Genomic DNA, 26,126 nt, shown 5'->3' on the forward strand with positions numbered 1-26,126 from the left:
GACTGGTGACAGAAAGTTAAGCAAGTGAGCGTCAACTGATGTGAGCAATCTGGTGACAGCTCATGAAATCACTAACAATAAAAAGTAAAGCATGAGAGCGGGAAGCAGAATAAGTTCTACTCATGTGTTTCTTCGTTTGCATTGACAATGAAGAGAAAATCCCTTAGTTTCAATGAGAAACCTAGGGGATATCGAATGTATCCCATGAAGAAATATGCTACACTACCGAAAAAGGCATGGAGGACAGTAGAATGGATTATAAAGAGCAAGTAAAAAAGTATCTTGAATATAGTGAGTATAGGAAAGAATTGGATTGGAATACGCTGAAGGCATACAGAATTGATTTTAGACAGTTTTTTGAGTTTACACAGGAAGATATCCCAGAAAAAAGCAAAATAGAAGATTATATAGTGGAATTGCATAAAAACTACAAGCAGAAAACCATAAAACGTAAAATTGCATCAATCAAAGCATATTATAATTATTTGGAAGAGTGCGAAATTATCGATGATAGTCCGTTTAGAAAAATTAAAGTAAAATTCAAGGAAGCAGCAATTTTACCTAAAATAATCCCGCGTGAAGAAATTGAAACTTTGTTGAATTATATGCATTCATGTAAGAAGAGAAGTAAGGATAATACTTATAAGTACTGGTTACGGGATATAGCTGTAATAGAAACATTACACCACATATATTCCGACATACATACGCAACTGTTTTAAAGGAAAATGATATTAGTTTGAAAGCGATATCTGTCTGTATGGGACATAATGGAACAGGGGTTACAAAGGATGTTTATATCAATCTTCCTGAAGAAATATATGACTGTGAGAAGGTGATTGGCAATTTTATAATAGATATTCTGCCTCAAACAGATTTTGTATTCGACATTCAGATATCTGAGAAAGATTTGCTTGAACTCCTTCCGCAAAAAGTATATAATATGGTGGGTTAACATGCTGTTTCAGAATGTTTTCTGCTGCTTCATATCAAACAATATCATATTCTCATATAGGGTGTTAAATGATAGGAAAAGCAGGACAAAATTTTTAAGAATTTAATTATAAAATAGGTGATTTATAGTATCAAATTATGTTATGCAGTGCTATGTATTTTATGCAAGACCATGAAAATGGTGTATAATTATGCATAGTGCTGCACAGTAGAAAAAAAGTAAATTTGTTACGCAAGGGCAAAAATCAGGTGAAAAACAGCATTTTTCATACTGAAAAGCGTCCCTGAAAATCATAAAAAAACAGCTATTTTTCGTGAAAATCGAAAAAGAAAAGAAGATTACTTTTTTGTATATATTAAACAAAAACGAAAGGAGAAATATGAGAAAACTAGCTTTAAATGATGAAATATTACTAAAAATCGAGAAGCCGGCCCGGTATATCGGGAACGAAGTGAACTCGGTGATGAAAGACAAGAATGAGGTGGATATCCGTTTCGCTATGTGCTTTCCGGACGTTTATGAGATCGGCATGTCCAATCTTGGAATGGCTATCCTTTATGATATGTTTAATAAAAGAGAGGACGTATGGTGTGAGCGTCTGTTTTCCCCGTGGACGGATCTGGATAAGATCATGCGGGAGAAGAAGATACCTCTTTTTGCTCTGGAATCCCAGGAACCGGTGCGTGACTTTGATTTTCTGGGCATTACTCTGGGCTATGAAATGTGTTACACCAATGTTCTGCAGCTTCTGGATCTTTCTCAGATTCCGTTTCTGGCCAAAGAACGCGGGGAGGAATTCCCTCTTGTGATCGGAGGAGGCGCCTGCGCCTATAATCCGGAGCCGCTGGCAGAGTTCTTTGATCTTTTCTATATCGGAGAGGGAGAAACTGCCTATGATGCGCTTTTTGATGCTTATATTGCAAACAAAAAGGCAGGGGGAACAAAAAAAGATTTTCTTTTAAAAGCAGCGCAGATTCCGGGAATTTATGTGCCTGCTTTCTATGATGTAACCTATCAGGAGGACGGCACCATTGCGTCCTTTACGCCAAATCAGCCGGAAGCTCCTTCTAAGGTAGAAAAGCAGCTGGTTATGGATATGGACAGGGACTATAATTTTCTGGAAGCGCCTGTGGTTCCTTTTATTAAAGCAACCCAGGATCGTGTGACTCTGGAGATTCAGAGAGGATGCATCCGGGGCTGCCGTTTCTGCCAGGCCGGGATGATATACCGTCCTACAAGGGAAAGGGATATTGAGGATCTGAAGGAAGCTGCCCGGATCATGTTAAAAAATACCGGGCATGAGGAAATTTCCTTAAGCTCCTTAAGCTCCAGTGACTACAGTGAACTGAAGGAACTTGTAAACTTCCTGATCGATGAGTTCCGGGATAAGGCAGTAAATATTTCCCTTCCGTCTCTGCGTATTGACGCATTTGCGCTGGACGTTATGAGCAAGGTACAGGACGTAAAGAAAAGCAGCCTTACCTTTGCGCCGGAGGCCGGTTCCCAGCGTCTCCGCAATGTGATCAACAAGGGACTTACAGAGGAAGATATCCTTCACGGGGCCGGACAGGCCTTTGAAGGCGGATGGAACCGCGTAAAGCTCTACTTTATGCTGGGACTTCCCACAGAAACCGAAGAGGATATGAAGGGGATCGCCCACCTTGCGGAAAAAATCGCAGAACGTTACTACGAGATTCCAAAGGATAAGCGAAACGGTAAAGTGCAGATCAATGTGAGCACCTCCTTCTTTGTGCCAAAGCCTTTTACACCGTTCCAGTGGGCGCCTATGTTCAGGGAAGAGGAATTTATTGAAAAAGCCAAAATCGTAAAAAATGAAATCCGTTCTCAGTTAAATCAGCGCAGCATCAGGTACAGCTGGCATGAACCGGATGTTACGGTTCTGGAAGGTTTCCTGGCAAGAGGCGACAGAAGAAGCTCCAAAGTAATCCTGAAAGCTTATGAAAAAGGAGCTCTCTACGATGCCTGGTCTGAAAGCTTCCGATATGACATCTGGAAGGAAGCTTTTGCAGAAACCGGCGTTGACATGGAGTTTTATACTCTTCGTGAGCGGGATACAGATGAGATCCTTCCCTGGGATTTTATTGACGCAGGCGTAAGCAAAGAATTTCTGATCCGCGAATGGAAACAGGCAAAGGCGGAGACAGTGACCCCTAACTGCCGTCAGAGATGTTCCGGATGCGGGGCGAAAAGATATGGAGGAGGTGTGTGCCATGAAGGTCAGAATTAAATTTACAAAAACAGGAGCAATGAAGTTTGTGGGCCATCTGGATACCATGCGCTACTTCCAGAAAGCCATCCGCAGAGCAGAGCTTCCGGTGGCATTTTCCGGAGGCTACAGTCCTCATATGATCATGTCATTTGCAGCTCCTCTTGGTGTGGGAACCACAAGTATGGGAGAATACTTTGATATGGAGCTTACGGAAAAAGTTCCTACAGCAGAAATTGAAGATCGTCTCAATGCAGTTATGGTGGAGGGCATTACAATCAGCTCTGCAAGACAGGTAGAGGACGGCAAGGCAAGTACTGCTATGGCTCTTGTGGCTGCCGCAGATTATTTTGTTGCTTTCCGGCCGGGAAAAGAACCCTGCGGGAACTGGCAGGAGAAGCTGGCGGATTTTCTTGCACAGAAGGAGATCACAGTAACCAAAAAGACAAAGCGCAGCGAAAAAACTGTGGACATCCGTCCGTTTATTTATCAGATGGAGGCCTGTGACAGCGGCGTATTCATGCAGCTGGCTTCTGCAAGCTCCAATTACACCAAGCCGGAGCTTGTAATGGATACCTTTGTGCGCTGGCTGGATAAAGAACCGCAGGAGTTTGCCTATATGATTGAACGGAGAGAGGTTTACGCGGATGCAGGCGAGGATAAAAATCCCCGTTTCCTTCCGCTGGAAGCCCTGGGAGAAAAAGTTGAGTAAGCTGATCATCACAGAACTGAAGCTTTGGGGCTGCTCCTCCATTGTGTGCGCTGTCGCAGAAAATCAGAAGATCATGGAGCTGAGGCTTGAAGCAGCAGGGAAAAAAAGTATTCTGAATAACATTTATGTGGGACAGATTGAAAAGATCGCCCAGAATATCCAGGCGGCTTTTGTGCGCTTTGGGGACGGACTTACCGGATATCTGCCCCTTGTTCCGCCGGAACAGGTGATTTTTACTGCCGGAAGGAAAGGAAATGCCCCGTTAAGGGCAGGAGACGAGCTTCTGGTTCAGGTAAGCAGGGACGCTATGAAGGGAAAGCTTCCTGCTCTTACCACAAACCTGAACTTTCCGGGAAAATACCTGGTGCTTACAACAGGAAACCGCAAGATCGGATTTTCCGGAAAGCTTACAAAGGAAGAAAGCAGTCTTCTGAATAAATGGCTGGAACCGGAAAGAGAGCGCGGTGACAGAGGCTACGGGCTGATTGCCCGCACCAATGCAGCAGAGGCCTCCAAGGAGGAATTTCTTCATGAGCTTAGCTGTCTGAAAAAGATTTACGAGAAGGCTGCCATTAACGGACAGAACCGTATCTGCTTCAGCCTTCTCTATGAGGCGGAGCCTTTTTATGTGGCAGCAGTCCGGGATATATACAGCCGCAATCTGGAAGAAATTATTACGGACATTCCTGGAATCTATGAGAAGCTTAAGGAATATCTGAAGGACTTTATTCCGGAGGAGGCTGATAAGCTGAGTTTTTATGAAGATAAGCTTTTGCCTCTTCATAAGCTCTACCGGCTGGAACATACTCTTGATGAGGTGCAGCAGGAAAAAATATGGCTGAAAAGCGGCGGTTTTCTTGTGATCCAGCAGACAGAGGCCTTTGTTTCCATTGATGTAAACAGCGGCAAATACACAGGAAAGAAAAAGGCAGAGGAAACCTATCGGAAGATCAATCTTGAAGCGTCTGAGGAAATTGCCCGTCAGATACGGCTTCGCAATCTTTCCGGAATTATCCTGATTGATTTTATCAATATGCAGAATCCGGATCATCAGGACGAGTTGTTCCATGTGCTTCAGAAATATCTTCGGAAAGATCCTGTAAAGGCCAGAGCAGTGGATATTACGCCTCTGCATATTCTGGAAATGACCCGAAAAAAGGTAAGAAAGCCTGTGCGGGAAGAAATTTTAGAGATACGGAAGCAGAGCGAAGAAAAATAAATTTTCTGTAAAAACAGGAGATAACGCAGATTAAGGCCTACAGGGGATAGAAACGGAGGCAGAGGAGGGATTTTTATGTATCTGGGGTATGCTTTAAGAAAAATGGCACGGGAACTTGGACTGGAAGTAAAAGATGGTGTTGTCTGTGGCATTTTTAAGAGATATGCGGTCAGCATGTGGGAGGGACTGAGTGGCACCAAAACCTTCAGTATTTCAGCAAAATTTGATGATAAGCTATACGAAAAGCTGGATAAAGATTTCAGTGAGCTGGAATATAAGTATCAGAGATTACTTTATATCAGATTTATGGATGATACTCTGACAGCTGAATTTTCTGATAATCCGGGAACCATGAAGCAGTTTCGAAATTGCTTTTTTGATGTTCTTTCTATTTTAGACCAGTATGATATCCCGGATGCAGATATCTGTCCTAAATGCGGACTTCCCATGTATGGACAGGGCGTATGGTCCATGTGTGAGATCATAGGAAGTAAAATCTGCCTGTATGCTCATGAACATTGTGCGGCAGCTATGGAACGGGAAGTAAACAGACAGCTGGAAATAGGGAAACGAACCCCTGTCTCAAAGGAGCAGTTTATTAAGGACATCAAAGAGGCTTATCCGGAAGAATCCATTAAAGAAATTGAAAAAGCGTACAAAGAAATAGAAGCAGAGCAAAACCCGGGAAAAAGATATCTTCCCGGATGGATCGGCGCTCTGGGCGGGTGCATCCTTAGCGCTATTCTTTTTGTTGTACTGTGTTTGATGGACAGCGGTTCCCACTATAGCAGAGGCGGAGGACTGAGCCTGGTAGCCTGCTGTGGCGGATTTATTATAAAAAAAGGATATGATCTGACAAAGGATACTTATGGGAAAAAGCGTTGCTTTACAATTATTATTATGACTGTGCTTTATGTTTTTCTGGGAGTTTTGGGAATTGCTGTTGTTCAGGAAGCAATGGCAATGAACCAGTTCAATACAGTTCCGGAGGGAATATCTATTGTGGAAGAATGCCGGCTATATATACATTCCGGAATACGATCAGTGTTATTGGATAAAGGACGCTTTCTGATCGGGCTGATTATCTTTACATCTGTTTCCCTGTTTATTATTATTGTGGATTTGTATAATGACGGAGACAGAGATGAGCGCATGCGCCGCAAACGCCTTCAGAAAAGGAAATAAGTTTACTGCCTAAAAAATTAAAAAAATTTCATTACATATCTTGACGAATGAAAATAACCGTGCTATCATACAAAGGATGCCGCACAAAGAGGTTGAAGCGGCGGGATTTTGTGCCTGCCCACCATATTTGGCGAGTAAATTTTACAGGAGGTGCCACAGATGTACGCAATTATTGCAACAGGTGGTAAACAGTACAAAGTTGCCGAGGGCGACGTAATCAGAGTTGAAAAACTCGGTGTTGAAGCTGGTGAAACCGTAACTTTCGATAACGTGATCGCAGTCAGCAATGACGGATTAAAGGTTGGAGAAGACGTAAAAGATGCCAGTGTTACCGCTTCTGTAGTTGAGAACGGAAAGGCTAAAAAAGTCATCGTTTACAAGTACAAGAGAAAAACTGGATATCACAAGAAAAACGGTCACAGACAGCAGTTCACTAAAGTGAAAATCGAAAAGATCAACGCTTAATCTGGTGTTTGTATGATTACAGTGACAGTCACGAAGAAGAACAATTCCTATACAGAGTTTACTTCAAAGGGGCATGCCGGTTATGCCGAGGAAGGGCAGGACATTATCTGTGCTGCAGTTTCCGTTCTGGTGATCAATACCGTAAATTCTCTTGAGACTCTGACCCACGATCAGATTTCCGTAAAAGAAAAGGACGGTTATGTTTCTTTTACTTTTACAGAGTCTGTATCAGAAGGAGGAACCCTTCTTATGGATTCCCTTGTTCTCGGACTGACAGAAATTGAGCATAGCTATTCAAAACGATATTTAAAAGTAAAAGTCAGGGAGGTGTAACGACATGATGAAAATGAACCTTCAGTTATTCGCACATAAAAAAGGTGTTGGTTCTACAAAGAACGGCCGTGATTCTGAGTCCAAGAGACTTGGTGCCAAAAGAGCAGACGGACAGTTTGTAAAAGCTGGTAACATCCTTTACAGACAGCGTGGAACTAAGATTCACCCAGGCGTGAACGTAGGCTGCGGTAAAGACTATACATTATTTGCACTGACAGATGGTGTTGTAAGATTCACCAGAAAAGGACGCGATAAGAAACAGGTTTCTATCGTTCCGGTAGAGGCAGAATAATCAGTTTGGCGTAAGGGCTTCAAATCGTTCATGGTTTGAAGCCTTTTGTTTACAGTATAAGGAGCGACTTTATGTTTGCAGACAGAGCAAAAATCATTATCCGTTCTGGTAAGGGCGGAGACGGCCATGTAAGCTTCCGCAGAGAGCTGTACGTACCCAACGGCGGTCCGGATGGCGGGGACGGCGGAAGAGGCGGAGACGTTATCTTTGAAGTGGACGAGGGACAGAACACTCTGGGAGATTACAGGCATAAAAGAAAATTTAAAGCAGAGGACGGAGAAGAAGGCGGCAAGAGACGCTGCCATGGCGGAGACGGCAGGGATATTGTCCTCAAGGTTCCGGAAGGAACGGTTATTATGGAAGCAGAATCCCGCAAAGTCATTGCCGATATGTCCGGCGATAATAAAAGACAGGTTGTGTTAAAAGGCGGAAGAGGCGGAAAAGGCAATCAGCATTATGCTACTGCTACCATGCAGGTGCCCAAATATGCCCAGCCGGGACAGCCTGCCCAGGAGCTTGAGGTTCTTCTTGAACTGAAGGTGATCGCAGATGTGGGGCTGGTGGGCTTCCCAAATGTTGGAAAATCTACCTTCCTTTCCAGAGTTACCAATGCCCAGCCAAAGATTGCCAATTATCATTTTACAACATTAAGCCCTAACCTGGGCGTTGTGGATACAGAGAACGGCGGATTTGTAATTGCAGATATTCCCGGACTGATCGAGGGTGCGTCTGAGGGCGTAGGCCTTGGTCATGAATTCCTCCGCCACATTGAGAGAACCAGAGTTCTGGTTCACATTGTAGATGCGGCTTCTACAGAAGGCCGTGATCCGGTGGATGATATTTATAAGATCAACAAGGAGCTGGAAGCTTATAATCCGGAAATCGCAGCAAGACCTCAGCTGATCGCTGCCAACAAGATCGACTGTATCTTTGAGGACGGTGAGGAAAATCCGGTGGATCGCCTGAGAGCTGAATTTGAGCCAAAGGGAATTAAGGTATATCCTGTTTCTGCGGCAACAGGTCAGGGAATCCGTGAACTACTTTTCGGTATCCGGCAGCTTCTTGATGAGAGCCCTGCGGAGCGTATTGTATTTGAACAGGAATTCTTCCCGGAGGATGTTCTTATTACAGAAAATCTTCCTTATACTGTCACAAAGGCGGAGGATGATCCTCATGTCTTTGTTGTGGAAGGACCGAAGATTGAAAAAATGCTGGGTTATACCAATCTGGATTCTGAAAAAGGCTTTGCCTTCTTCCAGCGTTTCCTTAAGGATGGAGGTATCCTTGATGAACTGGAAAATGCCGGCATAGAAGAAGGCGATACCGTGCGCATGTACGGCTTTGACTTTGATTATTATAAATAAGTGATATTTTAGAAAGGCTGGTTACAGTTATGACAAGTAAACAGAGAGCTTATCTGAAAAGCCTGGCAATGAAAATGGATCCGGTCCTTCAGCTTGGCAAGGGAAGTGTCACACCGGAGAATACAGCTTCTGTGGATGAGGCGCTGGCAGCCAGGGAGCTGATCAAGATCAGTGTTCTTCAGAACTGTCTGGATGATCCCCGCCAGATGGCGGAGGTTCTTGCAGAAAGAACACATTCCCAGGTTGTTCAGGTGATCGGACGTAAGATCGTACTTTACCGGGAAGGAAAAAAAGACAAGAAAAAAATCATTCTGCCATAATACAGGAGGAATGAATATGGCTTCACATCGAAAAAAAATAGGAATCATGGGAGGAACCTTTGATCCTGTTCACGTAGGCCATCTGATTCTCGGAGAAAAAGCATATGAGCAGCTGGGTCTTGACCGTGTATGGTTCATGCCAAGCGGAAACCCTCCGCACAAAAGAAACCGTCAGGGCAGAGCAAGCAATGAAGAGAGGATTTCCATGGTGCAGAAAGCCATTGAGGGAAATCCTCATTTTGAACTTTCGCTGATAGAAATGAACGAAGACGGGTATACTTATACCTATCGTACTCTGGAGCGGCTGAAACAGGAAAATCCGGACACAGATTATTATTTTATTATCGGAGCAGACTCACTTTATGATTTTGCCACCTGGAAGGAGCCTGCCCGGATCTGCCGGGCCTGTACCATTGTGGTCGCTGCCAGAAATCATGTTCCCACTCTCAGTCTGGATCAGGAGATGACATATCTTTCTCATCAGTACGGGGGATGCTTTATCCGGCTGGATACGCTGAATATTGATATTTCCAGTCAGCTGATCCGGCAGTGGATCCAGGAAGGAAAAAGTCTTCGCTATTATGTTCCGGATCCGGTGGTTTCTTATATCCGTGAACATCATATTTATCTTGCGCCAAAAGGAGAACCTGAATACAATGGCTGAATACGATTTTATAAAAATACAGAAAAAACTTTCAAAATATCTGGATGAGAACAGATTTCATCATACCCTTGGCGTTATGTATACCTGTGCAGCTCTGGCAATGGCTCATGACTGCCCCATAGCGGATGCGCAGCTGGCAGGACTTCTTCATGACTGCGCCAAATGTATTCCCAACAAAAAGAAACTGAAAATGTGCGGGGAAAACAAGATTCCGGTAACAGAATTTGAAAAGGAACATCCCTTTCTTCTCCATGCAAAGCTGGGCGTTTTTGTGGCAAAGGATAAATATGGGATCAGAAAAAAAGAAATTCTTTCTGCTATTGCTTTCCATACAACAGGAAAGCCGGATATGAGTCTTCTGGAAAAGATTGTTTATATTGCAGATTATATTGAGCCGGGCAGGGACAGGGCGCAAAATCTTCCTGAGATCCGAAAAATTGCCTTTCAGGATCTGGATGAGTGCATGTATGTGATCCTGAAAGATACCCTGGATTATCTGGAGGAGACTCCGGGAGAAATTGATTCTGCAACAGAAGATGCGTTTGCTTACTACAAAGATTTACATACAAAAAGGCAGGGAAGCTGATTCTCCTGCCGGAAAGGGGCTTTGATCTATGAACAGAGAAAAGGAAATGACAAAGATTGCTTTAAGAGCTCTTGATGACAAAAAAGCCATGGATGTAAAAGTAATTGATATTCATGAGGTTTCTGTACTGGCAGATTATTTTGTAATTGCCAGCGGAAGCAACCAGAATCAGGTTCAGGCTATGGTTGACAATGTAGAAGAGATGCTTACAAAAGCAGGATATGAGCCAAAACAGATTGAAGGTACCAGAAATTCAAGCTGGATCCTTATGGATTACGGCGATCTGATCATTCATGTATTTGATGAGGAGAACCGTCTCTTCTATGACCTGGAAAGAATCTGGCGTGATGGAAAGGTTCTGGAAATGGGAGAATTTCTGGCTGAATAAGACAGTCTGCATAAGACTGCTTATCAAGCTCAGGTTTACAGTAAAATTATTATGTAAACTTAAAAAAGAAATTCTCAGCAGGAAGAGATTTTTGAGAATCCTGCGGTTTGTAAAAATAATTTCTGATAAGAAAGACGGATCCCCGGATGCTGTGGATGAAAACCAGCAGCTTCCGGGGATCCTTTTCTGTCTGATCTGATTAATTATAAAAACGAAATACGCCAAATACTTTGCCAAGGATCTGAAGATTTCCATGAACGAGAATTGGATCCATCTCATCATTTTCCGGCTGAAGACGATAGTAGCCGTCTTCTTTATAAAAGGTTTTGACTGTGGCTGCATCCTCCACAAGAGCCACTACCATATCTCCGTTTTCAGCAGAGGACTGCTGTTTTACCAGAACCTGGTCGCCGTCAAAAATCCCTGCATTGATCATACTGTCTCCCTTTACTTTCAGAAGAAAGCTCTGGGCATTTGGCATAAACTCTGCCGGCACAGGGAAGTATCCCTCAATGTTTTCCACTGCAAAAATAGGCTGCCCTGCGGCTACGGTTCCGATTAAAGGAACATTTACAACCTCTCTGCGCACAAGATTAAACTGATCGTCAAGGATCTCGATCGCTCTTGGCTTCGTTGCGTCTCTGCGGATATAACCGTTCTTTTCCAGGGCTTCCAGATGAGAATGAACAGAGGATGTAGATTTCAGATGGACTGCCTCGCAGATCTCACGTACTGCCGGAGGAAATCCTCTGTTCAGAATCTCATTTTTAATATAATCCAGTATTTCCTGCTGTTTTTTACTGATTCTGCCGTATGCCATATTTTTACCTCCAAAATTTCCGCTTCATTCCGTTTTCGCTATTATACCATACTTTTTTCTGGATAGCAAACAAATATTCGGAAAATATGTTCGTAAACTGCAAAAAATTTATATTCCGGTTTATGGACCACAGAGAAAAAACTGTCTCTTTTTCTTGTCAGACAGGGCCTAAAATGTTACAATGGGTTCGTATATCTGAAAAAAGTTATTTAAAGGAGGCATTTTTTTGCCTGATCACAATAAATCACCAAGAAGCCCGGGGCTTCTTTCAAAAATAAAAAATATTTTCGGCCTGAATATCGGAACCATTATTTTTGGGGTGCTGCTGCTTTATATGATATTCAGTATGATCGTATATCTGACATCTGATACCGTAGAATCCTATCAGGTCATTTCCGGGCCTCTTTCCCGAAATGAAACATACACAGGGCTCGCCATACGTGAAGAGTCCATTTATAAAGCAGATTCTGACGGATTTATCACCTATTATGCGAGAGAGGGCAATAAGATCAATGCCAATGGACCTGTTTACGGGATCAGCAGCTCTAAGGCAACAGAAAACAGCGCCGAGCTGACTCCTGAAGAACTGACCAGCATCCGCAATGATATGATGAGTTTTTCCAAGGGCTTTAATCCAAGCAAATTTAATAATACGTACAGCTTTAAATATACTCTGGAGGGAAATATCCTTCAGTATGCAGGAACCTCCGAAGGAGGCGCGGTATCTCTGGGAGGTCAGGCGGTTACAAAAGCAGACAGCGACGGAATTGTTCTCTATTCCATGGACGGCTATGAAAATAAAAGCGTATCCACTTTATCCGCAGTGGATTTTGATCAGAATGCTTACCACGAAACTGATCTGAAAACAGGCGGTTCCATAAAAGCGGGAGACCCTGTTTATACTCTTATCACTGATGAACGCTGGAGTCTGCTGATCCCTCTCAGTGAAAAACAGGAGGCAAAGCTTGCTGACAGAACGGCTGTCCGGGTGAAATTTTTGAAAGACGATAAAACTCAGAACGGAGATTTTTCTATTATAGAGATCGATGGCCAGAAATATGGTCAGATTGATTTTAACAAAGGACTGATCCGCTATGCTTCTGACCGTTTTGTAGAGATTGAGCTTGTGACCAACACTGTTACCGGGCTGAAGATTCCTCTGTCTTCCATTGTGACCAAGGAATTTTATACCATTCCGTCCAAATATGCCACAACGGATAAAGAAACTCAGCAGACTGGATTTATGGTGGAGGGTACGGACAAAAACGGAAATAACACTTCTGCCTTTGTTGCGGCTGATATTTATGCACAGATCGAGGACGAGAGTACTGAAACAGAAGAAGGAAAGGAACCGGACTACATTTATTATGTAGATAAAAAGAAATTCAAAGAAGGCGATGTGGTTGTCTGCCAGGAGGATCAGAGCCGGTATGTAATCAAAGACGTAGGAGTTCTGGAAGGCGTTTACTGTACCAATCAGGGATATGCTGTTTTCCGCAGGATAGAGGTTCTTGACCAGAATGAAGAATACGCTATTGTATCCCAAAATACTTCTTATGGACTTTCACGGTACGATCACATTGTACGTAATGCAGACAAAGTAAATGAAGAAGAGATTTTATATTAGTCTGGAGGCAGGAATTTATGATAACAGAAAATCTGGAACAGGTAAGAAAAAACATTGACGAGGCATGCAGAATGGCAGGGCGTGACCCGAAAGAGGTTACTTTGATCGCTGTAAGCAAAACAAAGCCGGTATCCATGCTGAAGGAAGCCTATGATGCAGGCGCCAGATGCTTTGGTGAAAATAAGGTACAGGAGATCATGGACAAGCATCCACAGCTTCCTGAGGATATTCAGTGGCACATGATCGGTCACCTGCAGAGAAATAAGGTCAAATACATTGTTGATAAGGTTTCCATGATCCATTCTGTGGATTCTCTGCGCCTTGCGCAGACTATTGAGCAGGAGGCAGCAAAGCATAATGTCTGCGTTCCTGTTCTTCTGGAAGTGAATGTTGCCCAGGAAGAAAGTAAATTCGGACTGAAAATGGACAAGGTTCTTCCCCTTATTGAAACTATTGCAGATTTTCCTCATATAAAGGTACAGGGGCTTATGACCATTGCTCCTTATGTGGAAAATGCAGAGGATAACCGTGATTTTTTCCGACAATTAAAAAAATTAAGTGTTGACATTGAGGCAAAAAACATTAATAATGTTAGTATGAGCGTTTTGAGTATGGGGATGACCGGAGATTATCAGGTGGCTGTCCAGGAGGGCGCAACAATGGTTCGTGTGGGCACGGGGATTTTCGGAGAAAGAAATTACGTGCGATAGCGAAACAAAGAATAAGATTGGAGATTAAAATGAGCGTTTTAGATAAGCTTTTAGATGCAGTGAAACTGAATGACGATTACGATGAGGACGATTTTCTGGATGATGATATCCTGGATGAATCCGATGATGATTTTCTGGATAATGACGAGGAAGAAAAGCCGGTAAAGAAATTTTTCCAGAAATTCGGAAAGAAAAAAGAGGATGATTACGACGAGTATGATGAACTGGACGATGAAGAGGAGGAAGAACCTGTTCAGAAATTCAGTCCGAAATCTGCTTCTTCTGTTTCCAGAGTTACTCCTGTAAAACAGGAAAAGCCGATCCGTACTTCATCCAGTAAGATCACTCCTATGAGAAGCAGCCGCAGAAGTTCTCAGTCTGTGAATATGGAAGTCTGTGTGATCAAGCCGACATCCATGGAGGATACCCGTGAGATTGCAGATACACTGGTTGACAATTCTACTGTCATTCTGAATCTTGAGGGGATTGATGTGGAGCTGGCGCAGCGGATCATTGATTTTACTTCAGGCGCATGTTATTCTCTGGGCGGAAGTCTTCAGAAAGTATCCAGCTATATCTTTGTACTGGGACCATCCAATGTTGACATTACCGGTGATCTCCAGAATATTCTGGGAGGATCTGTTCCGTCAGTAAGAGCAGGATATTAATATACGATGGAAAAAGACGATTTTTTCATTAAGAGAATCCGGGAACTGGCAAATCTCTCTTATCAGAGAGATATTGTCACCTTTTCGGATTTTCTTAATTTAAACGAACAAAATCTGGTAACAGGCCAGGCAGCGCGTTTTCCGGGGATTGTTATGGAGAGCCAGGGCGGATATGACGGGGCGGAGCGTCAGATGATAGCTTTTTATCCCACAGATCTGGGATTCTACTGGGAATATCCGATCTGCTGTCTGAAAATTGAACCGAAGGCAGCGAAATTTTCGGAGGCGCTTACACATAGAGATTATCTTGGAACCATTCTTGGTCTGGGAGTGGAACGCTCTGTGATCGGAGATATTCTTGTAAAAGAACATGGGGCCTGGGTGTTCTGCCATAACAAGATCGCGGATTTTATTATGAAAAATCTCTGCAGGGTCCGTCATACAACTGTAACTGTATCAAAGGTAGAAAACCCGGAGGAGCTTCCCGGTCCCGGCTTTGCTGCAGTTTCCGGAACCTGTACGTCTGTGCGTCTGGATGCTCTTATTGCCATTGCCTTTCAGGCATCCAGAAGCAGCATGGTTTCTTATATCGAGGGCGGTCAGGTTTTTGTAAACGGAAAGCTGATCACTTCCAATGGATATGAACCAAAAGAAGGAGATATTATTTCTGTCAGGGGAAAAGGCCGGTTTATTTTTGAAAAAATTTCCGGAAAAACCAAAAAAGGCCGGACAGGGGTCAGTCTTTTGAAGTATGTATAAAAGAACAGGAGGTGTTCGAGCATGGAACACAATATCTTAAACGTTCGCCGTGAGGGAGAATTTTATTATCCTATTTATTTTGAAGAAGACTTTGCAGAGCTGTGCAGCGGACTGAAAAAAGAAAACCTGGTGGGCAGAAGGGTTTGTATTGTATCAGATTCCAATGTATTCCCCCTATATGGAGATAAGGTAAAAAAAATACTGGAGTCTGTGGAAGAATCTGTGGATGTTTTTGTCTTTGAGGCAGGAGAACCAAATAAAAATCTTGATACCGTCCAGAACCTGTACCGCACACTGATCGAAAATAAAATTGACCGTACCGGCTTTCTGATTGCCCTGGGAGGCGGAGTAACCGGAGATCTTACCGGTTTTGCCGCTGCCACCTATCTTCGCGGCATTGATTTCATACAGATCCCCACGACGCTGCTGGCGCAGGTAGACAGCAGCGTAGGCGGAAAAACAGGGGTGGACTTCCAGCAGTACAAAAATATGGTAGGAGCTTTTCATCAGCCCCGGCTTGTATATATGAATATGAATACTCTGAACACCCTTCCTGAAACAGAGTTTATCTGTGGAATGGGAGAGGTTCTGAAAACAGGTCTGATCTGCGACAGTGAACTGTTTCGTTCTGTATGCAGGCAGAAAAAGCAGATCCGGGGGCTTGACAGTCAGGTTCTTGCTTCTGTGATCCGCAGATGCTGTGAGATCAAGGCCGGTGTTGTAGAGCGGGATCCGAAAGAGCAGGGAGAAAGAGCGCTTCTGAATCTTGGACATACCATAGGACACGCCGTAGAAAAGCTTATGGATTTTCAGCTTCTTCACGGACAGTGTGTGGCAGTGGGAACCATAGCCGCAGCTGCAATATCCCGGAACAGAGGACTACTGTCAGAAAAGGAATACCAGGAGATTCTTTGCGGATGCAGGGATTTCGGGCTTCCGGTTTCCGTACAGGGGCTGGATCCGGAAAAGATCCTGGAAGCAACCAGAAATGACAAAAAAATGGAACAGGGTCATATTAAATTTATCCTTATGAAAGGAATCGGCAACAGCTTTATAGATAAAACTCTTTCAGACCAGGAGATTCTTAAGGGTATTCAGGAGATTTTACAATGACTCAAAAACAGGAGCGAAATACAAGTACCTTTCCAGGAGCCCTCTGCGGCTTCTGGTGGTGCCTTTCTATTATTCTGCTTACAGTTCTTGACCAGTGGACAAAACACCTGGCAGAAATCCATTTAAAGGGAAATCAGGGCATTTCACTGATTCCCGGAGTTCTGGAACTGTCTTATCTGGAAAACCGGGGCATGGCTTTTGGGATGTTTCAGGGCAGACAGGTACTTTTTCTTATTCTGTGTATGGCCTTTTTCGCAGTGCTTTTGTATCTGTATGCGCGTATACCGAAAAATAAATATTACCTGCCTCTTCTGATAACAGGAGCTGCTCTGGCCTCCGGCGCGCTGGGAAATTTTATTGACCGTCTGCTTTACGGATATGTCATTGACTTTATTTATGTTTCCCTGATTGACTTTCCGGTCTTTAATGTGGCAGATATTTTTGTTGTGTGCGGAGGAATCGCTTTCGTTATTCTGGTGGGATTCTGCTACAAAGATGAGGATTTTGATTTTATAAAACGAAAAAGGGATAATTCATGAAGACTTTAAATTTTACAACCGGGCAGGAGGAAACTTCTGTCCGTATTGACCGTTATCTGGCAGAAAAATGCCCGGAATTTTCACGTTCCTATCTTCAGAAGCTTCTGAAGGAACAGGCTGTTTTTGTTAATGGAAAGCCGGTAAAAGCCAATTACAAAATCCAGCCGGAAACAGAAATATGCCTGGAAATTCCTGATATGGAGCCTCTGGATATTAAACCGGAAGCAATTCCGCTTGATATTCTGTACGAGGATGATTACCTTCTTGTAGTAAATAAGCCAAAGGGCATGGTAGTTCATCCCGCTGCAGGCCACACAGAGGGAACTCTGGTAAATGCAGTGATGGCTCATTGCGGAGACCGGCTTTCCGGCATCAACGGGGTTCTGCGTCCCGGAATTGTTCACAGGATCGACAAAGACACGACAGGGGCTCTTCTGATCTGTAAAGAGGATTCTGTGCACAGAGATCTTGCAGAGCAGCTGAAAGAGCATTCTATTAAAAGACGTTATCGGGCCATTGTGGCCGGAAATCTGAAAGATGATGAGGGAACTGTGGAGGGCCCTATCGGACGTCATCCTACTGACCGCAAAAAAATGGCCATCAACAGCAAAAACGGAAAACCTGCTGTAACACACTATAAGGTTCTGGAGCGGTTCGGACAGTATACCTACATTGAATGCAGGCTGGAAACAGGAAGAACGCACCAGATCCGTGTACATATGACAAGCATCGGGCATCCGCTTCTTGGAGATACGGTATACGGTTCATCCAAAAATCCTTTTCACCTTCAGGGGCAGACACTTCACGCTATGGTTCTCGGCTTTGTTCATCCGGTAACCGGTGAATATATGGAATTTACCGCACCTTTGCCAGACTATTTTCTGAAGTTATTAGAAAAATTAAGAAAATAGTTGGCATTTCCCTAGAAATCATGTATAATATATGTCAGAAACATGTTCGCAGAAGGGAGTGTATCGCTTATGAGTAATACAACAAGTTCAATTATTACAATCGGAAGAGAATACGGCAGCGGAGGAAGACAGATCGGCCAGGAGGTTGCAAAATATTTTGGCATTAAATGCTATGATAAAGAACTTCTGGAGCGCGCGGCAAATGACAGCGGAATCTGTAAGGAGCTGTTTGAACACCATGATGAAAAGCCAACCAACAGTTTTCTGTACTCACTTGTTATGGATACCTATTCCTTTGGATATTCTTCTGCGGGATTCAATGATATGCCAATGAATCATAAGATTTTTCTGGCACAGTTTGATGCCATCAAAAAACTGGCAGAAGAGGGGCCCTGCGTTATGGTAGGCCGCTGTGCGGATTATGCGCTTTCAGACTGGCCAGACTGCTTCAGCATTTTCATTCATGCAGACATGGATGCCAGGATTCGCAGAATTGCTTCAAAATACGGAAAATCAGACAAAGAGGCAAAGGATATTATTATAAAAACCGACAAGAGCAGAGCCAGCTATTATAATTATTACACAAATAAAAAATGGGGTTCTGCAAAGGATTATAATCTCTGTATTGACAGCGGCAAGCTGGGACTTGACAATGCGGCAAAGATTATTATCAATGCCGTTCAGGTTTTTGATGAATCCAAGAAAAAATAAAATAGCAAATAAAAGGTTTTCAGCACCGGGGATCAAATATATTTCCCCGGTGTTTTTATGTAAATGACTGTGAATGAAGTGGACAGCAACACCTATGTATTTATACACAAAAATAACACTTAAAATTTATGACACATTTATGTAAAAATATGATATACTGATTTCCAGAAAACAGAAAGAAAGGAACAGTTATGAGACTTTTTATTCAGAGAGTTCTACAGGCGGAAGTGACGGTAGAAGGAAATACCGTGGGTAAGATCGGAAAAGGACTTCTGGTGTTTGTAGGCGCCGGAAAAGAAGATAACCGGGAAATTGCAGATAAATACCTGAAAAAGCTTCTGGGACTGCGTATTTTTGAAGATGAGGCAGGAAAAACAAATCTTTCCCTGAAGGACGTGGGAGGAGAGCTTCTGCTGGTTTCCCAGTTTACTTTGTATGCAAACTGCAAAAAGGGAAATCGTCCCAGCTTTATTGAAGCCGGAGCTCCGGATATGGCAGAAGAACTTTATGAGTATATGATCCAGGAGGCGCAGAAAACAGTCCCTGTTGTGGAACACGGCGTTTTTGGAGCAGATATGAAGGTAGCTCTTGTTAATGACGGACCCTTTACCATTCTTCTGGACGAGCATATATTATAAAGAAAGTGATCTGTATTGAGAACGGCATACATAAGGACCCGTTGAATTATGTGGCTCAGCCTGCAGACTAAACTTTATAAAAGTAATTATTTGTAAAAATTATTTATAAAAGCAGTATTTATTACAGCATGCTGAAAATCAGAGAACAGCCCTCGAAAACAGGAAAAAGGGGGCTGTTGTTGCAATCTATATCTATACGACAAACCCGAGTTTTTCATATAGATGTTGCCGGAAAGCCACTTCTGTGGTATAATTATACTGAAAATCATAATTTCAGTAAATGTGCTGTTGTGTTTTATTCCACCGTACATTTTGTATTTTCCAGTGCAGATACATTTGATGTCCTGTGATTGCATTGAACTTTTTACCTTTTGTGTCATCTGTTATTGTTATTTTTATTAAATAAAGGAGTTTTATTTTTTATGGAACCGAAACAAACCTACCATGAACATACTGATATTGAAAATACTTTGCGGCTTCGTCAGGTTCTTGCGACTTTGCCGCCTTTCTGCAGGGATTATTTCCGTGCCATTGACGCAACAACCACTACAAAAACAAGGATTTCCTATGCCTATGATATCCGCATTTTTTTTCAGTTCCTTCTGGATACCAACCCTGCTTTTAAGGATAAAGCCATGACTGATTTTTCTGTAAATGTACTGGATCAGGTAAAGGCTCTTGACATTGAGGAATATCAGGAATATCTGAAGGTTTACCATAACCATAACGGCGATAAAATGGAAACCAACAGTGAACGCGGCCTGAAACGGAAAATTTCTGCTCTGAGAAGCTTTTACGCCTATTATTATAAAAGGGAAATGATTGAGACAAATCCTGCCGTGCTTGTAGATGTACCCAAAATCCATGAAAAAAGCATTATCCGTCTTGATGCAGACGAGGTGGCTCTGCTTCTGGATCATATTGAACATGCAGGGGATACGCTGACCGGACAGAAACGCGCTTACTGGGAAAAAACAAAGGAACGGGATCTTGCCATTGTAACGTTGCTTCTAGGAACCGGGATCCGTGTTTCGGAATGTGTGGGACTTGATATTGAAGATGTTGATTTTAAAAATAACGGGATTAAGGTTACGCGAAAAGGCGGAAATGAAATGGTTGTTTACTTTGGATCTGAGGTAGAAAAAGCACTGAAAAATTATCTGGAAGTCAGGGAAAATATTGTTCCTCTCTCCGGTCATGAACACGCCCTCTTCTACTCTTCCCAGAAAAAACGAATCGGTGTGCAGGCCATTGAAAACCTTGTAAAAAAATATTCCCGTGAAATTACGACCACAAAAAAGATCACCCCTCATAAGCTGCGCAGCACCTACGGTACGGCTCTTTATCAGGAAACCGGCGATATTTACCTTGTAGCGGACGTTCTGGGCCACAGGGATGTAAATACCACCAAAAAGCATTATGCGGCCTTAGACGACGCCAGACGGCGTCAGGCAGCCACAGCGGTAAAATTGCGGGAGGACTGATATCCTCCCGTTTCTTATCCTTCTCTGGTACCAAGGATCTGCACAGAAATTGCTCCATTTGCATAAGAAGCCTGTATTTTAACCGGATATTCTGTGTTGTTTTTGAATTTGTAGTCCAGAGTTCCCCAGGACACGGTAGCATCCATACCACTGGGAATATAGGCAACAGGCTTTGAATGGGGATATCGCTCCACAATCTCAAGACCTGCATTGAGACAGGCTGCATAAAGGGTGGAGGAAACCTGACAGATTCCCCCTCCGATTCCCGGAACCAGCTGTCCGTTGGCTATGACAGGAGCAGACTGAAATCCTCTTTCTATGGTTCTTTCTCCTACTGTATCATTGTAGGAAAATGTATCTCCGGGATTCAGAATCACATCATTACAGCTTCCGCATGCCAGCTGAATATTTGCGATCCGGCCGCTGCTTCCTCCTCCGTAAGTGGTATAACTTCCAAGCACATCCCGATAAAGCATGGAGGTCAGCTGTTCTGTTGAAAGCTCCGGTTCAGTGATGGCAAAAGAAATTCTTACATCAGCTCCCTCATCTGCCTGTTTCAGCTGTTTTTCTGCTTCTTTTACGTCAAAGGATACTCCCTGTACAGACGGAACTACTGCATAATTATTTTCTCTGTCCAGAAAAGCGTTGCTCATTTTTACATATACCTTGTCATGCAGAGGCTGAAGCTCCAGCTCAGCAGGCGTTACCTTTATTTCCGGGCATTTCAGCTTTGTTTCATATTCATGAGCATTAAGAGACTGCAGGAGCATTTCCTTTAATTCTTTCAGGTCTGCCTTTATTCCGGTACGTCCTTTATGAATAGTAATAGTAAGAGAAGTTTTATCCTGATCCCAGGTAGTTTCTTTTACCGTATTTACTTTTTCAATACCTGTTTTCCGGATTGCTTCATCCAGCTTTTCCGGTTCAGAAGCTTTCGGAAGGATTTCCAGAGAAACGGGTTCCTGATCTTTTAATTTAATCTTGTCCATACCTCTGACATACCATTTTCCGTGTCCGGGTCTGTAGGCTTCTCTGATTTCTCTGGAAGCATTCAGAGAAAGAACCGGAAAAATTTTTACTTCATAGTTTTTTTCTGCAAGGGATACGGTGATCTCAGAATCCTGATAATCTTTTTTGAATTGCTCCTGTACTGCTTTTTCTGCAGCTTCTATTGTTTTTCCCTGTAATGCAACCCCGTTTATGGAAACATCCTTCCAGATCACTTTATCATCCAGCGTGGTACACCAGTATAAATATCCTGCGGTCAGAATACCGGCAGTACCTAGTATTGCAGCCGCTGTTATTTTCCATTTATTTTTCTTTTTCATCATTTGTATATCTGTCCTTTTGTTTTTTAAAAAACAGGAGTTCTGCCCAACGGCAAAACTCCTGTAAAACCTTCCCCATTATATGTAGTTTTATAAAAATTAAATATTATAAAGCTGTTGCAATCTTATCCTGAAATTCAGCCGGAATTTCTTCTTTATCAAGAGATACGCTGATGATAAAGGAAATACCAAATTTTTCTCCGATTTCCTCAAGCTGTTCAAGAGTACCGGAAATATCAAGACCTTCCAGTTTAGCTGTGGTTAAAAAGCTGTCCAGATAAATCTGCTCAAGGTCATGATCCTGAGAAATAATTCCACAGATAAAGCCTACAAATTCATCTGCGTTGATGATCGGATATCCGGAAACATCGATCAGACGAATCTTATTATTCAGTTCATACATGTGCTTTGTGCTTTTGTCTAAGTAAACAATGCTGCCATTTACATTCTTAATTGCGCCGTTCACTTTGTCTAACAGTACTTTTGTTTTGCCCTTGCCTTTCTTTCCTACGATCAGTTCAACCATCCTGTTTTCCTCCTTAGACACAATATAATATTAATTTTTAACAAAAACTTTTATTAATATGTTTCAATTATAGTGCATTTTATCATAAAATTCAATGCCTAATTCTGAAAAAATTGTGTTTTTTCTAAGTTTTTTATTTTGCGTTGGCATTTTCAAGAAGGGAACTCATCTGCTGGTAAAGAAGCTCCTTAGTGGATGCGCCCATGACAATGGAAACATAAGGATCGCCATAAGCATTCTGGCTTAAAAGCGCCAGACAGTTTCCGGCATCGCTGGTGGTTCCGGTTTTTCCTCCCAGCACAGTAATGCCCTTGGGAGCAGTTGCCTCTCCGGTCAGATAATGGTCGGTTGCAGTCAGAGGCGTATTTACCTCTGTTCCGTCGCTGCTTTTATAGGAAATGGTATAGGAGCCAAGCTGAGTGATCTGAGTAAATTCCGGAAATCTCAATGCTTCTTTCAGCATCAGGTAAATATCATAGGGTGTTGTATAATGGTTTTCATCCTGAAGACCGTGAGGATTTGTAAAATGAGTTCCGGTACATCCAAGCTGAGCAGCATAGCTGTTCATCATATCCACAAATTTTTCTGTGGATCCTCCGATATGAGTGGCAATGGCTGACGCTGCATCATTTCCCGAATACACAAGAAGTCCGTGAACCAGTTCATCCATAGTAACCTTATCTCCCACCTGGAAACCGATCACCTGTGAACCCTCTTCCAGAGTAATGTTTTCTTCTGAGATAGTTACCACATCTTCCATATTTCCATACTGGAATGCAAGAAGAGCCGTCATGATCTTTGTGATACTGGCAGGATATACTCTGTCATAGGCTCCTTTGGAATACAATACCTGTTTGTTTTTGATATCCAGGAGAAGTCCTTCCTGATCTTCTTCCAGAGCTACAGTATCCCGAAGAGTGTCTCCGGAAACCACACACAGTTCTGCCGAAAAACCATCCGCCTTTCCCTCTGAACCGGCTATCCGGGAATCTGAGAATTCTCCGGAAGCGCTGTACTTTTGTACCGGTCCCCGGAAAAATGTCTTTTTGATCATAAACACAGCGGCTCCTGCTCCGGCAAGAAGCGCCGCGATCAGAAGTACCAGAAGAAAGGTGCGGATGATTTTTTTTCTTCGCATCTGTCTTATTCTTGCTGCTTTTCTTTTCCGGGCGGCTGACGAAGAGGCCTGTGCTCTTCTTTGCGGTTCCTGCTTTTGTTCCTTTGCCGGAGCAGACCAGTTTCCGGAATTTCTGCGTACTTTTTTATCCGGAACAGTATTTCTCTGTCTTTCGGTATCTGTTTTTCGTCTGCGAACAGGCTGTTCGTTTCTCATAAATACTCCTCTTTCTTATCTGACATTGTTTTCTGAAGTTCTTTATTATACAAGCTGCTCTGAAGACCTACGTTCAGAACAAGTCCCATTCCAATATAAAGACTGATAAGAGAGGTCAGTCCATAGCTTACAAAGGGAAGAGGCGTTCCTGTATTCGGCCCCATTCCGGTGGCTACGCAGATATTCAGAAAGCTCTGGAAAGCAACGATACTTCCCATTCCGCAGCAGATGATTTTTCCGGACAGATCCTTTGCCCGAAGTCCCATACGGATACATTCCAGAGCAATAGCCAGAAGAAGCAGGATAATGGTAGTACATCCGATAAAACCGTATTCCTCCCCTGCTACTGCAAAGATAAAGTCAGTCTGGTTCTCCGCCACAAAGTTTCCTTCATTTACCGATGCCACCGAATCGCCGGACAGTCTTTTTCCTGTCAGCTCCCCGGATGCAATGGCTGTCTTGGAATTATCCTGCTGTTGGGTGTCATCTGTGTATTCTTCATTTTCCGGATAAAGAAACGCCATAATACGGTCTCTCTGATAATCCTTAATAAGCTTCTGTTCCGGCTGTACCACGATCATAAGAAAGATCACCAGTAAGGGAACTGCAATCAGAAGCGCTCCTCCGATAATACGGTAGCTCAGTCCGGCAATATAGATCAGAACACAGAATACTACTGTGATCATGATCGTATTTTTCAGATCCGGCTGATCCAGGATCAGATAAAGAGGAACTGCCAAAAGAACTGCTGACTTTGCCAGTGTACGGAAGCTGTTCAGATCTTCTTCATGATCCATAAAAAACCTGGCAAAAAAGAGAATGATGATAATTTTGGCAAGCTCTGTAGGCTGGAACCGGATAAAACCGAAATCGATCCAACGCGCCGCGCCGTTTGCTGTATCTCCAAAAAGGCGTACGATCAGAAGAAGCACGATATTGCTGCCGTACATGATCCACTGAAAGTTTGAGATCCAGGAATAATCTATGAGAGACAGGATCACCATGATAACCAGACCCATGATCACACCCATAAGCTGCTTGAGCATCAGATCCTCACGGGCAGTACCTACCAGCACCACACCAATGGAACTGATGGCAAGCAGAAACAGAAGCAGTCTGAAATTGTAAAAACGAAGCTTATACTGTTTAATCATTTTGTCCTTTGTTCCTTTTTTGACCTGACAGGAATGTCCGCATGAAAAACAGGAGGTTCCTGAGTGATGCGGATCTTAACTTCCGTCTCGTCAATTGTAATATATTTTTTTACTGTATGTATCATATCATTTTTCAGCATTCTCATCATCTGTGGAGAGCAGTCGATCCGTTCCGACACCAGAAGCATTTTCATTCTGTCTCTGGCATAGCCTGCGGAGCGGCCTTTTCCCTGTAAAGCGGTTTTCAACAGAATACCCTCCTTTTTCTGCGATCATGAAATTATTTTCTGAAAATCTGTCCCAGCCTGCGGAACATGCCTTTTTTCCGGCGGATTTCCATAAATGGAACCTCCTCGCCCAGAAGACGTCTGCAGATGTTTTTGTATTCCTCTTCTGCCTGAGACTTTTTGCCGGAAAGAGGCTCTCCCTGATTGGCAGCCACAACAATCTGCTCGTCATCAGGAATGGTTCCAATAAGGTCTACTGCCAGTATCTCAATTACATCGTCCACTGACATCATATCTCCTCTGGCAATCATATCCGGTCTTAAACGGTTGATGATCAGATGGATATCTCTCAGCCCTCCGGCTTCCAGAAGTCCGATAATTCGATCCGCATCACGGATGGCAGAAACCTCCGGAGTTGTTACTACAAGGGCCTTGTCTGCCCCGGCAACTGCATTTTTAAATCCCTGTTCGATTCCTGCCGGACAGTCCAGAAGAACATAATCAAATTCTTCACGGAGCTCCTCGGTCAGTTTGATCATCTGCTCCGGGGAAACGGCAGACTTGTCCTTTGTCTGAGCGGACGGAAGAAGAAACAGCTCCGGATGGCGTCTGTCATGGATCAGAGCCTGTTTCAGTCTGCAGCTTCCGTTTATCACATCTACAAGATTATATACAATTCTGTTTTCCAGTCCAAGTACCACATCCAGATTACGCAGGCCGATATCTGTATCCACTACAACCGCTTTTTTGCCCATCATGGCAAGTCCTGTGCCGATATTGGCAACTGTTGTGGTTTTTCCCACACCGCCCTTTCCAGATGTAATAACAATGACCTCACCCATGTTTCTGATTCCTCCTAAAAGATATG

General features: G+C 43.2%; 31 protein-coding genes. 24 read left to right on the top strand and 7 right to left on the bottom strand.

Going from position 1 to position 26,126, the window contains the following annotated elements; translation table 11 throughout:
• The first annotated feature begins 251 nt into the window (after positions 1–251).
• The 14 genes from NSA57_RS04620 to rsfS all read left to right on the top strand — a co-directional run bounded on the left by NSA57_RS04620 (position 252) and on the right by rsfS (position 10,710).
• Positions 252–722 (top strand): tyrosine-type recombinase/integrase, encoded by a 471-nt coding sequence (locus NSA57_RS04620; protein WP_257464155.1) that lies wholly within the window; start codon positions 252–254, stop codon positions 720–722.
• Positions 692–955 (top strand): site-specific integrase, encoded by a 264-nt coding sequence (locus NSA57_RS04625; protein WP_257464244.1) that lies wholly within the window; start codon positions 692–694, stop codon positions 953–955. The genes NSA57_RS04620 and NSA57_RS04625 overlap by 31 nt, the downstream gene beginning before the upstream one ends.
• 379 nt (positions 956–1,334) lie before the next feature.
• Positions 1,335–3,203: a TIGR03960 family B12-binding radical SAM protein gene (locus tag NSA57_RS04630; RefSeq protein ID WP_257464156.1), complete on the top strand. Its 1,869-nt coding sequence runs from the start codon at positions 1,335–1,337 to the stop codon at positions 3,201–3,203.
• Positions 3,187–3,894 (top strand): TIGR03936 family radical SAM-associated protein, encoded by a 708-nt coding sequence (locus NSA57_RS04635; protein WP_147598990.1) that lies wholly within the window; start codon positions 3,187–3,189, stop codon positions 3,892–3,894. Before NSA57_RS04630 ends, NSA57_RS04635 begins: the two co-directional genes overlap by 17 nt.
• Positions 3,887–5,113 carry a ribonuclease E/G gene (locus NSA57_RS04640; RefSeq protein WP_257464157.1) on the top strand — a complete coding sequence of 409 codons (1,227 nt, stop codon included), beginning with the start codon at positions 3,887–3,889 and terminating at the stop codon, positions 5,111–5,113. Before NSA57_RS04635 ends, NSA57_RS04640 begins: the two co-directional genes overlap by 8 nt.
• A gap of 75 nt (positions 5,114–5,188) precedes the next feature.
• Complete coding sequence (locus NSA57_RS04645) at positions 5,189–6,298, top strand: hypothetical protein (protein ID WP_257464158.1); 1,110 nt, start codon at positions 5,189–5,191, stop codon at positions 6,296–6,298.
• 159 nt (positions 6,299–6,457) lie between these two features.
• Positions 6,458–6,763 (top strand): 50S ribosomal protein L21, encoded by a 306-nt coding sequence (gene rplU / locus NSA57_RS04650; protein ID WP_022067450.1) that lies wholly within the window; start codon positions 6,458–6,460, stop codon positions 6,761–6,763.
• 12 nt (positions 6,764–6,775) lie between these two features.
• The gene (locus NSA57_RS04655; RefSeq protein WP_257464159.1) at positions 6,776–7,096 is read left to right on the top strand and encodes a ribosomal-processing cysteine protease Prp; all 321 of its coding nucleotides are present in this window, start codon (positions 6,776–6,778) and stop codon (positions 7,094–7,096) included.
• Positions 7,097–7,100: 4 nt separating this feature from the next.
• Positions 7,101–7,388 (top strand): 50S ribosomal protein L27, encoded by a 288-nt coding sequence (gene rpmA, locus NSA57_RS04660; RefSeq protein ID WP_022067452.1) that lies wholly within the window; start codon positions 7,101–7,103, stop codon positions 7,386–7,388.
• A gap of 71 nt (positions 7,389–7,459) precedes the next feature.
• Positions 7,460–8,752, top strand: a complete 1,293-nt coding sequence (gene obgE / locus NSA57_RS04665; protein ID WP_022067453.1) for a GTPase ObgE — start codon at positions 7,460–7,462, stop codon at positions 8,750–8,752.
• 29 nt (positions 8,753–8,781) lie between these two features.
• Positions 8,782–9,072 (top strand): ribosome assembly RNA-binding protein YhbY, encoded by a 291-nt coding sequence (yhbY, locus tag NSA57_RS04670; protein WP_022067454.1) that lies wholly within the window; start codon positions 8,782–8,784, stop codon positions 9,070–9,072.
• A 16-nt stretch (positions 9,073–9,088) separates the two neighbouring features.
• Positions 9,089–9,736, top strand: coding sequence for a nicotinate-nucleotide adenylyltransferase (gene nadD, locus NSA57_RS04675; RefSeq protein WP_257464160.1), 648 nt, complete (start codon positions 9,089–9,091; stop codon positions 9,734–9,736).
• On the top strand, positions 9,729–10,322 hold the full coding sequence (gene yqeK, locus NSA57_RS04680; RefSeq protein WP_257464161.1) for a bis(5'-nucleosyl)-tetraphosphatase (symmetrical) YqeK: 594 nt from the start codon (positions 9,729–9,731) through the stop codon (positions 10,320–10,322). Before nadD ends, yqeK begins: the two co-directional genes overlap by 8 nt.
• A 28-nt stretch (positions 10,323–10,350) precedes the next feature.
• The gene (gene rsfS, locus NSA57_RS04685; RefSeq protein WP_257464162.1) at positions 10,351–10,710 is read left to right on the top strand and encodes a ribosome silencing factor; all 360 of its coding nucleotides are present in this window, start codon (positions 10,351–10,353) and stop codon (positions 10,708–10,710) included.
• A gap of 199 nt (positions 10,711–10,909) precedes the next feature.
• Here the strand turns inward: rsfS and lexA are convergent, their stop codons facing one another.
• Entirely contained in the window at positions 10,910–11,530 is a 621-nt protein-coding gene (gene lexA, locus NSA57_RS04690) for a transcriptional repressor LexA (RefSeq protein ID WP_022067458.1), read from the bottom strand.
• Between the two features lie 226 nt (positions 11,531–11,756).
• Between lexA and NSA57_RS04695 the strand changes: the two genes are divergently transcribed.
• The 10 genes from NSA57_RS04695 to NSA57_RS04740 all read left to right on the top strand — a co-directional run bounded on the left by NSA57_RS04695 (position 11,757) and on the right by NSA57_RS04740 (position 20,690).
• Complete coding sequence (locus NSA57_RS04695; RefSeq protein ID WP_257464163.1) at positions 11,757–13,157, top strand: biotin/lipoyl attachment domain-containing protein; 1,401 nt, start codon at positions 11,757–11,759, stop codon at positions 13,155–13,157.
• 17 nt (positions 13,158–13,174) lie between these two features.
• Positions 13,175–13,867: a YggS family pyridoxal phosphate-dependent enzyme gene (locus NSA57_RS04700; RefSeq protein WP_257464164.1), complete on the top strand. Its 693-nt coding sequence runs from the start codon at positions 13,175–13,177 to the stop codon at positions 13,865–13,867.
• A gap of 29 nt (positions 13,868–13,896) precedes the next feature.
• Positions 13,897–14,535, top strand: a complete 639-nt coding sequence (locus NSA57_RS04705) for a cell division protein SepF (RefSeq protein ID WP_257464165.1) — start codon at positions 13,897–13,899, stop codon at positions 14,533–14,535.
• Positions 14,536–14,541: 6 nt separating this feature from the next.
• On the top strand, positions 14,542–15,294 hold the full coding sequence (locus NSA57_RS04710; protein WP_257464166.1) for a YlmH family RNA-binding protein: 753 nt from the start codon (positions 14,542–14,544) through the stop codon (positions 15,292–15,294).
• A 21-nt stretch (positions 15,295–15,315) separates the two neighbouring features.
• A complete protein-coding gene (gene aroB / locus NSA57_RS04715; RefSeq protein WP_022067463.1) occupies positions 15,316–16,407 on the top strand; it encodes a 3-dehydroquinate synthase in 1,092 nt (363 codons plus the stop codon).
• Positions 16,404–16,946: a signal peptidase II gene (gene lspA / locus NSA57_RS04720; RefSeq protein ID WP_147598984.1), complete on the top strand. Its 543-nt coding sequence runs from the start codon at positions 16,404–16,406 to the stop codon at positions 16,944–16,946. Before aroB ends, lspA begins: the two co-directional genes overlap by 4 nt.
• Positions 16,943–17,857: an RluA family pseudouridine synthase gene (locus NSA57_RS04725; protein ID WP_147598983.1), complete on the top strand. Its 915-nt coding sequence runs from the start codon at positions 16,943–16,945 to the stop codon at positions 17,855–17,857. The genes lspA and NSA57_RS04725 overlap by 4 nt, the downstream gene beginning before the upstream one ends.
• A gap of 69 nt (positions 17,858–17,926) precedes the next feature.
• Entirely contained in the window at positions 17,927–18,568 is a 642-nt protein-coding gene (locus tag NSA57_RS04730) for a cytidylate kinase-like family protein (protein ID WP_147598982.1), read from the top strand.
• Between the two features lie 191 nt (positions 18,569–18,759).
• Positions 18,760–19,206 (top strand): D-aminoacyl-tRNA deacylase, encoded by a 447-nt coding sequence (gene dtd / locus NSA57_RS04735; protein WP_147598981.1) that lies wholly within the window; start codon positions 18,760–18,762, stop codon positions 19,204–19,206.
• A 422-nt stretch (positions 19,207–19,628) separates the two neighbouring features.
• Positions 19,629–20,690, top strand: coding sequence for a tyrosine-type recombinase/integrase (locus NSA57_RS04740; protein WP_022067469.1), 1,062 nt, complete (start codon positions 19,629–19,631; stop codon positions 20,688–20,690).
• 14 nt (positions 20,691–20,704) lie between these two features.
• On the opposite strand, the gene NSA57_RS04745 is transcribed toward NSA57_RS04740, so the two are convergent.
• The 6 genes from NSA57_RS04745 to minD form a co-directional block, all read right to left on the bottom strand.
• Entirely contained in the window at positions 20,705–22,021 is a 1,317-nt protein-coding gene (locus tag NSA57_RS04745; RefSeq protein ID WP_257464167.1) for a VanW family protein, read from the bottom strand.
• 103 nt (positions 22,022–22,124) lie between these two features.
• A complete protein-coding gene (locus NSA57_RS04750) occupies positions 22,125–22,544 on the bottom strand; it encodes a hypothetical protein (protein ID WP_022067472.1) in 420 nt (139 codons plus the stop codon).
• A gap of 133 nt (positions 22,545–22,677) precedes the next feature.
• Positions 22,678–23,877 (bottom strand): D-alanyl-D-alanine carboxypeptidase family protein, encoded by a 1,200-nt coding sequence (locus tag NSA57_RS04755; protein WP_257464168.1) that lies wholly within the window; start codon positions 23,875–23,877, stop codon positions 22,678–22,680.
• Positions 23,874–25,031: an FtsW/RodA/SpoVE family cell cycle protein gene (locus tag NSA57_RS04760; RefSeq protein ID WP_147598978.1), complete on the bottom strand. Its 1,158-nt coding sequence runs from the start codon at positions 25,029–25,031 to the stop codon at positions 23,874–23,876. The genes NSA57_RS04755 and NSA57_RS04760 overlap by 4 nt, the downstream gene beginning before the upstream one ends.
• Complete coding sequence (minE, locus tag NSA57_RS04765; RefSeq protein ID WP_257464169.1) at positions 25,028–25,279, bottom strand: cell division topological specificity factor MinE; 252 nt, start codon at positions 25,277–25,279, stop codon at positions 25,028–25,030. Before minE ends, NSA57_RS04760 begins: the two co-directional genes overlap by 4 nt.
• Before the next feature lie 32 nt (positions 25,280–25,311).
• Entirely contained in the window at positions 25,312–26,100 is a 789-nt protein-coding gene (minD, locus tag NSA57_RS04770; protein ID WP_147598977.1) for a septum site-determining protein MinD, read from the bottom strand.
• Between the last annotated feature and the right edge of the window lie 26 nt (positions 26,101–26,126).

Origin of the sequence: Blautia caecimuris (assembly GCF_024622975.1) — a bacterium.
Classification (GTDB): Bacteria; Bacillota; Clostridia; order Lachnospirales; family Lachnospiraceae; genus Blautia_A; species Blautia_A caecimuris.

Coding starts and splice junctions, on each gene's coding strand:
- NSA57_RS04620 (WP_257464155.1), top strand. CDS start 252: ATGGATTATAAAGAGCAAGTAAAAAAGTATCTTGAATATAGTGAGTAT.
- NSA57_RS04630 (WP_257464156.1), top strand. CDS start 1,335: ATGAGAAAACTAGCTTTAAATGATGAAATATTACTAAAAATCGAGAAG.
- NSA57_RS04635 (WP_147598990.1), top strand. CDS start 3,187: ATGAAGGTCAGAATTAAATTTACAAAAACAGGAGCAATGAAGTTTGTG.
- NSA57_RS04645 (WP_257464158.1), top strand. CDS start 5,189: ATGTATCTGGGGTATGCTTTAAGAAAAATGGCACGGGAACTTGGACTG.
- rplU (WP_022067450.1), top strand. CDS start 6,458: ATGTACGCAATTATTGCAACAGGTGGTAAACAGTACAAAGTTGCCGAG.
- NSA57_RS04655 (WP_257464159.1), top strand. CDS start 6,776: ATGATTACAGTGACAGTCACGAAGAAGAACAATTCCTATACAGAGTTT.
- rpmA (WP_022067452.1), top strand. CDS start 7,101: ATGATGAAAATGAACCTTCAGTTATTCGCACATAAAAAAGGTGTTGGT.
- obgE (WP_022067453.1), top strand. CDS start 7,460: ATGTTTGCAGACAGAGCAAAAATCATTATCCGTTCTGGTAAGGGCGGA.
- yhbY (WP_022067454.1), top strand. CDS start 8,782: ATGACAAGTAAACAGAGAGCTTATCTGAAAAGCCTGGCAATGAAAATG.
- nadD (WP_257464160.1), top strand. CDS start 9,089: ATGGCTTCACATCGAAAAAAAATAGGAATCATGGGAGGAACCTTTGAT.
- yqeK (WP_257464161.1), top strand. CDS start 9,729: ATGGCTGAATACGATTTTATAAAAATACAGAAAAAACTTTCAAAATAT.
- rsfS (WP_257464162.1), top strand. CDS start 10,351: ATGAACAGAGAAAAGGAAATGACAAAGATTGCTTTAAGAGCTCTTGAT.
- lexA (WP_022067458.1), bottom strand. CDS start 11,530: ATGGCATACGGCAGAATCAGTAAAAAACAGCAGGAAATACTGGATTAT.
- NSA57_RS04700 (WP_257464164.1), top strand. CDS start 13,175: ATGATAACAGAAAATCTGGAACAGGTAAGAAAAAACATTGACGAGGCA.
- NSA57_RS04705 (WP_257464165.1), top strand. CDS start 13,897: ATGAGCGTTTTAGATAAGCTTTTAGATGCAGTGAAACTGAATGACGAT.
- NSA57_RS04710 (WP_257464166.1), top strand. CDS start 14,542: ATGGAAAAAGACGATTTTTTCATTAAGAGAATCCGGGAACTGGCAAAT.
- aroB (WP_022067463.1), top strand. CDS start 15,316: ATGGAACACAATATCTTAAACGTTCGCCGTGAGGGAGAATTTTATTAT.
- lspA (WP_147598984.1), top strand. CDS start 16,404: ATGACTCAAAAACAGGAGCGAAATACAAGTACCTTTCCAGGAGCCCTC.
- NSA57_RS04725 (WP_147598983.1), top strand. CDS start 16,943: ATGAAGACTTTAAATTTTACAACCGGGCAGGAGGAAACTTCTGTCCGT.
- NSA57_RS04730 (WP_147598982.1), top strand. CDS start 17,927: ATGAGTAATACAACAAGTTCAATTATTACAATCGGAAGAGAATACGGC.
- dtd (WP_147598981.1), top strand. CDS start 18,760: ATGAGACTTTTTATTCAGAGAGTTCTACAGGCGGAAGTGACGGTAGAA.
- NSA57_RS04740 (WP_022067469.1), top strand. CDS start 19,629: ATGGAACCGAAACAAACCTACCATGAACATACTGATATTGAAAATACT.
- NSA57_RS04745 (WP_257464167.1), bottom strand. CDS start 22,021: ATGATGAAAAAGAAAAATAAATGGAAAATAACAGCGGCTGCAATACTA.
- NSA57_RS04750 (WP_022067472.1), bottom strand. CDS start 22,544: ATGGTTGAACTGATCGTAGGAAAGAAAGGCAAGGGCAAAACAAAAGTA.
- NSA57_RS04755 (WP_257464168.1), bottom strand. CDS start 23,877: ATGAGAAACGAACAGCCTGTTCGCAGACGAAAAACAGATACCGAAAGA.
- NSA57_RS04760 (WP_147598978.1), bottom strand. CDS start 25,031: ATGATTAAACAGTATAAGCTTCGTTTTTACAATTTCAGACTGCTTCTG.
- minD (WP_147598977.1), bottom strand. CDS start 26,100: ATGGGTGAGGTCATTGTTATTACATCTGGAAAGGGCGGTGTGGGAAAA.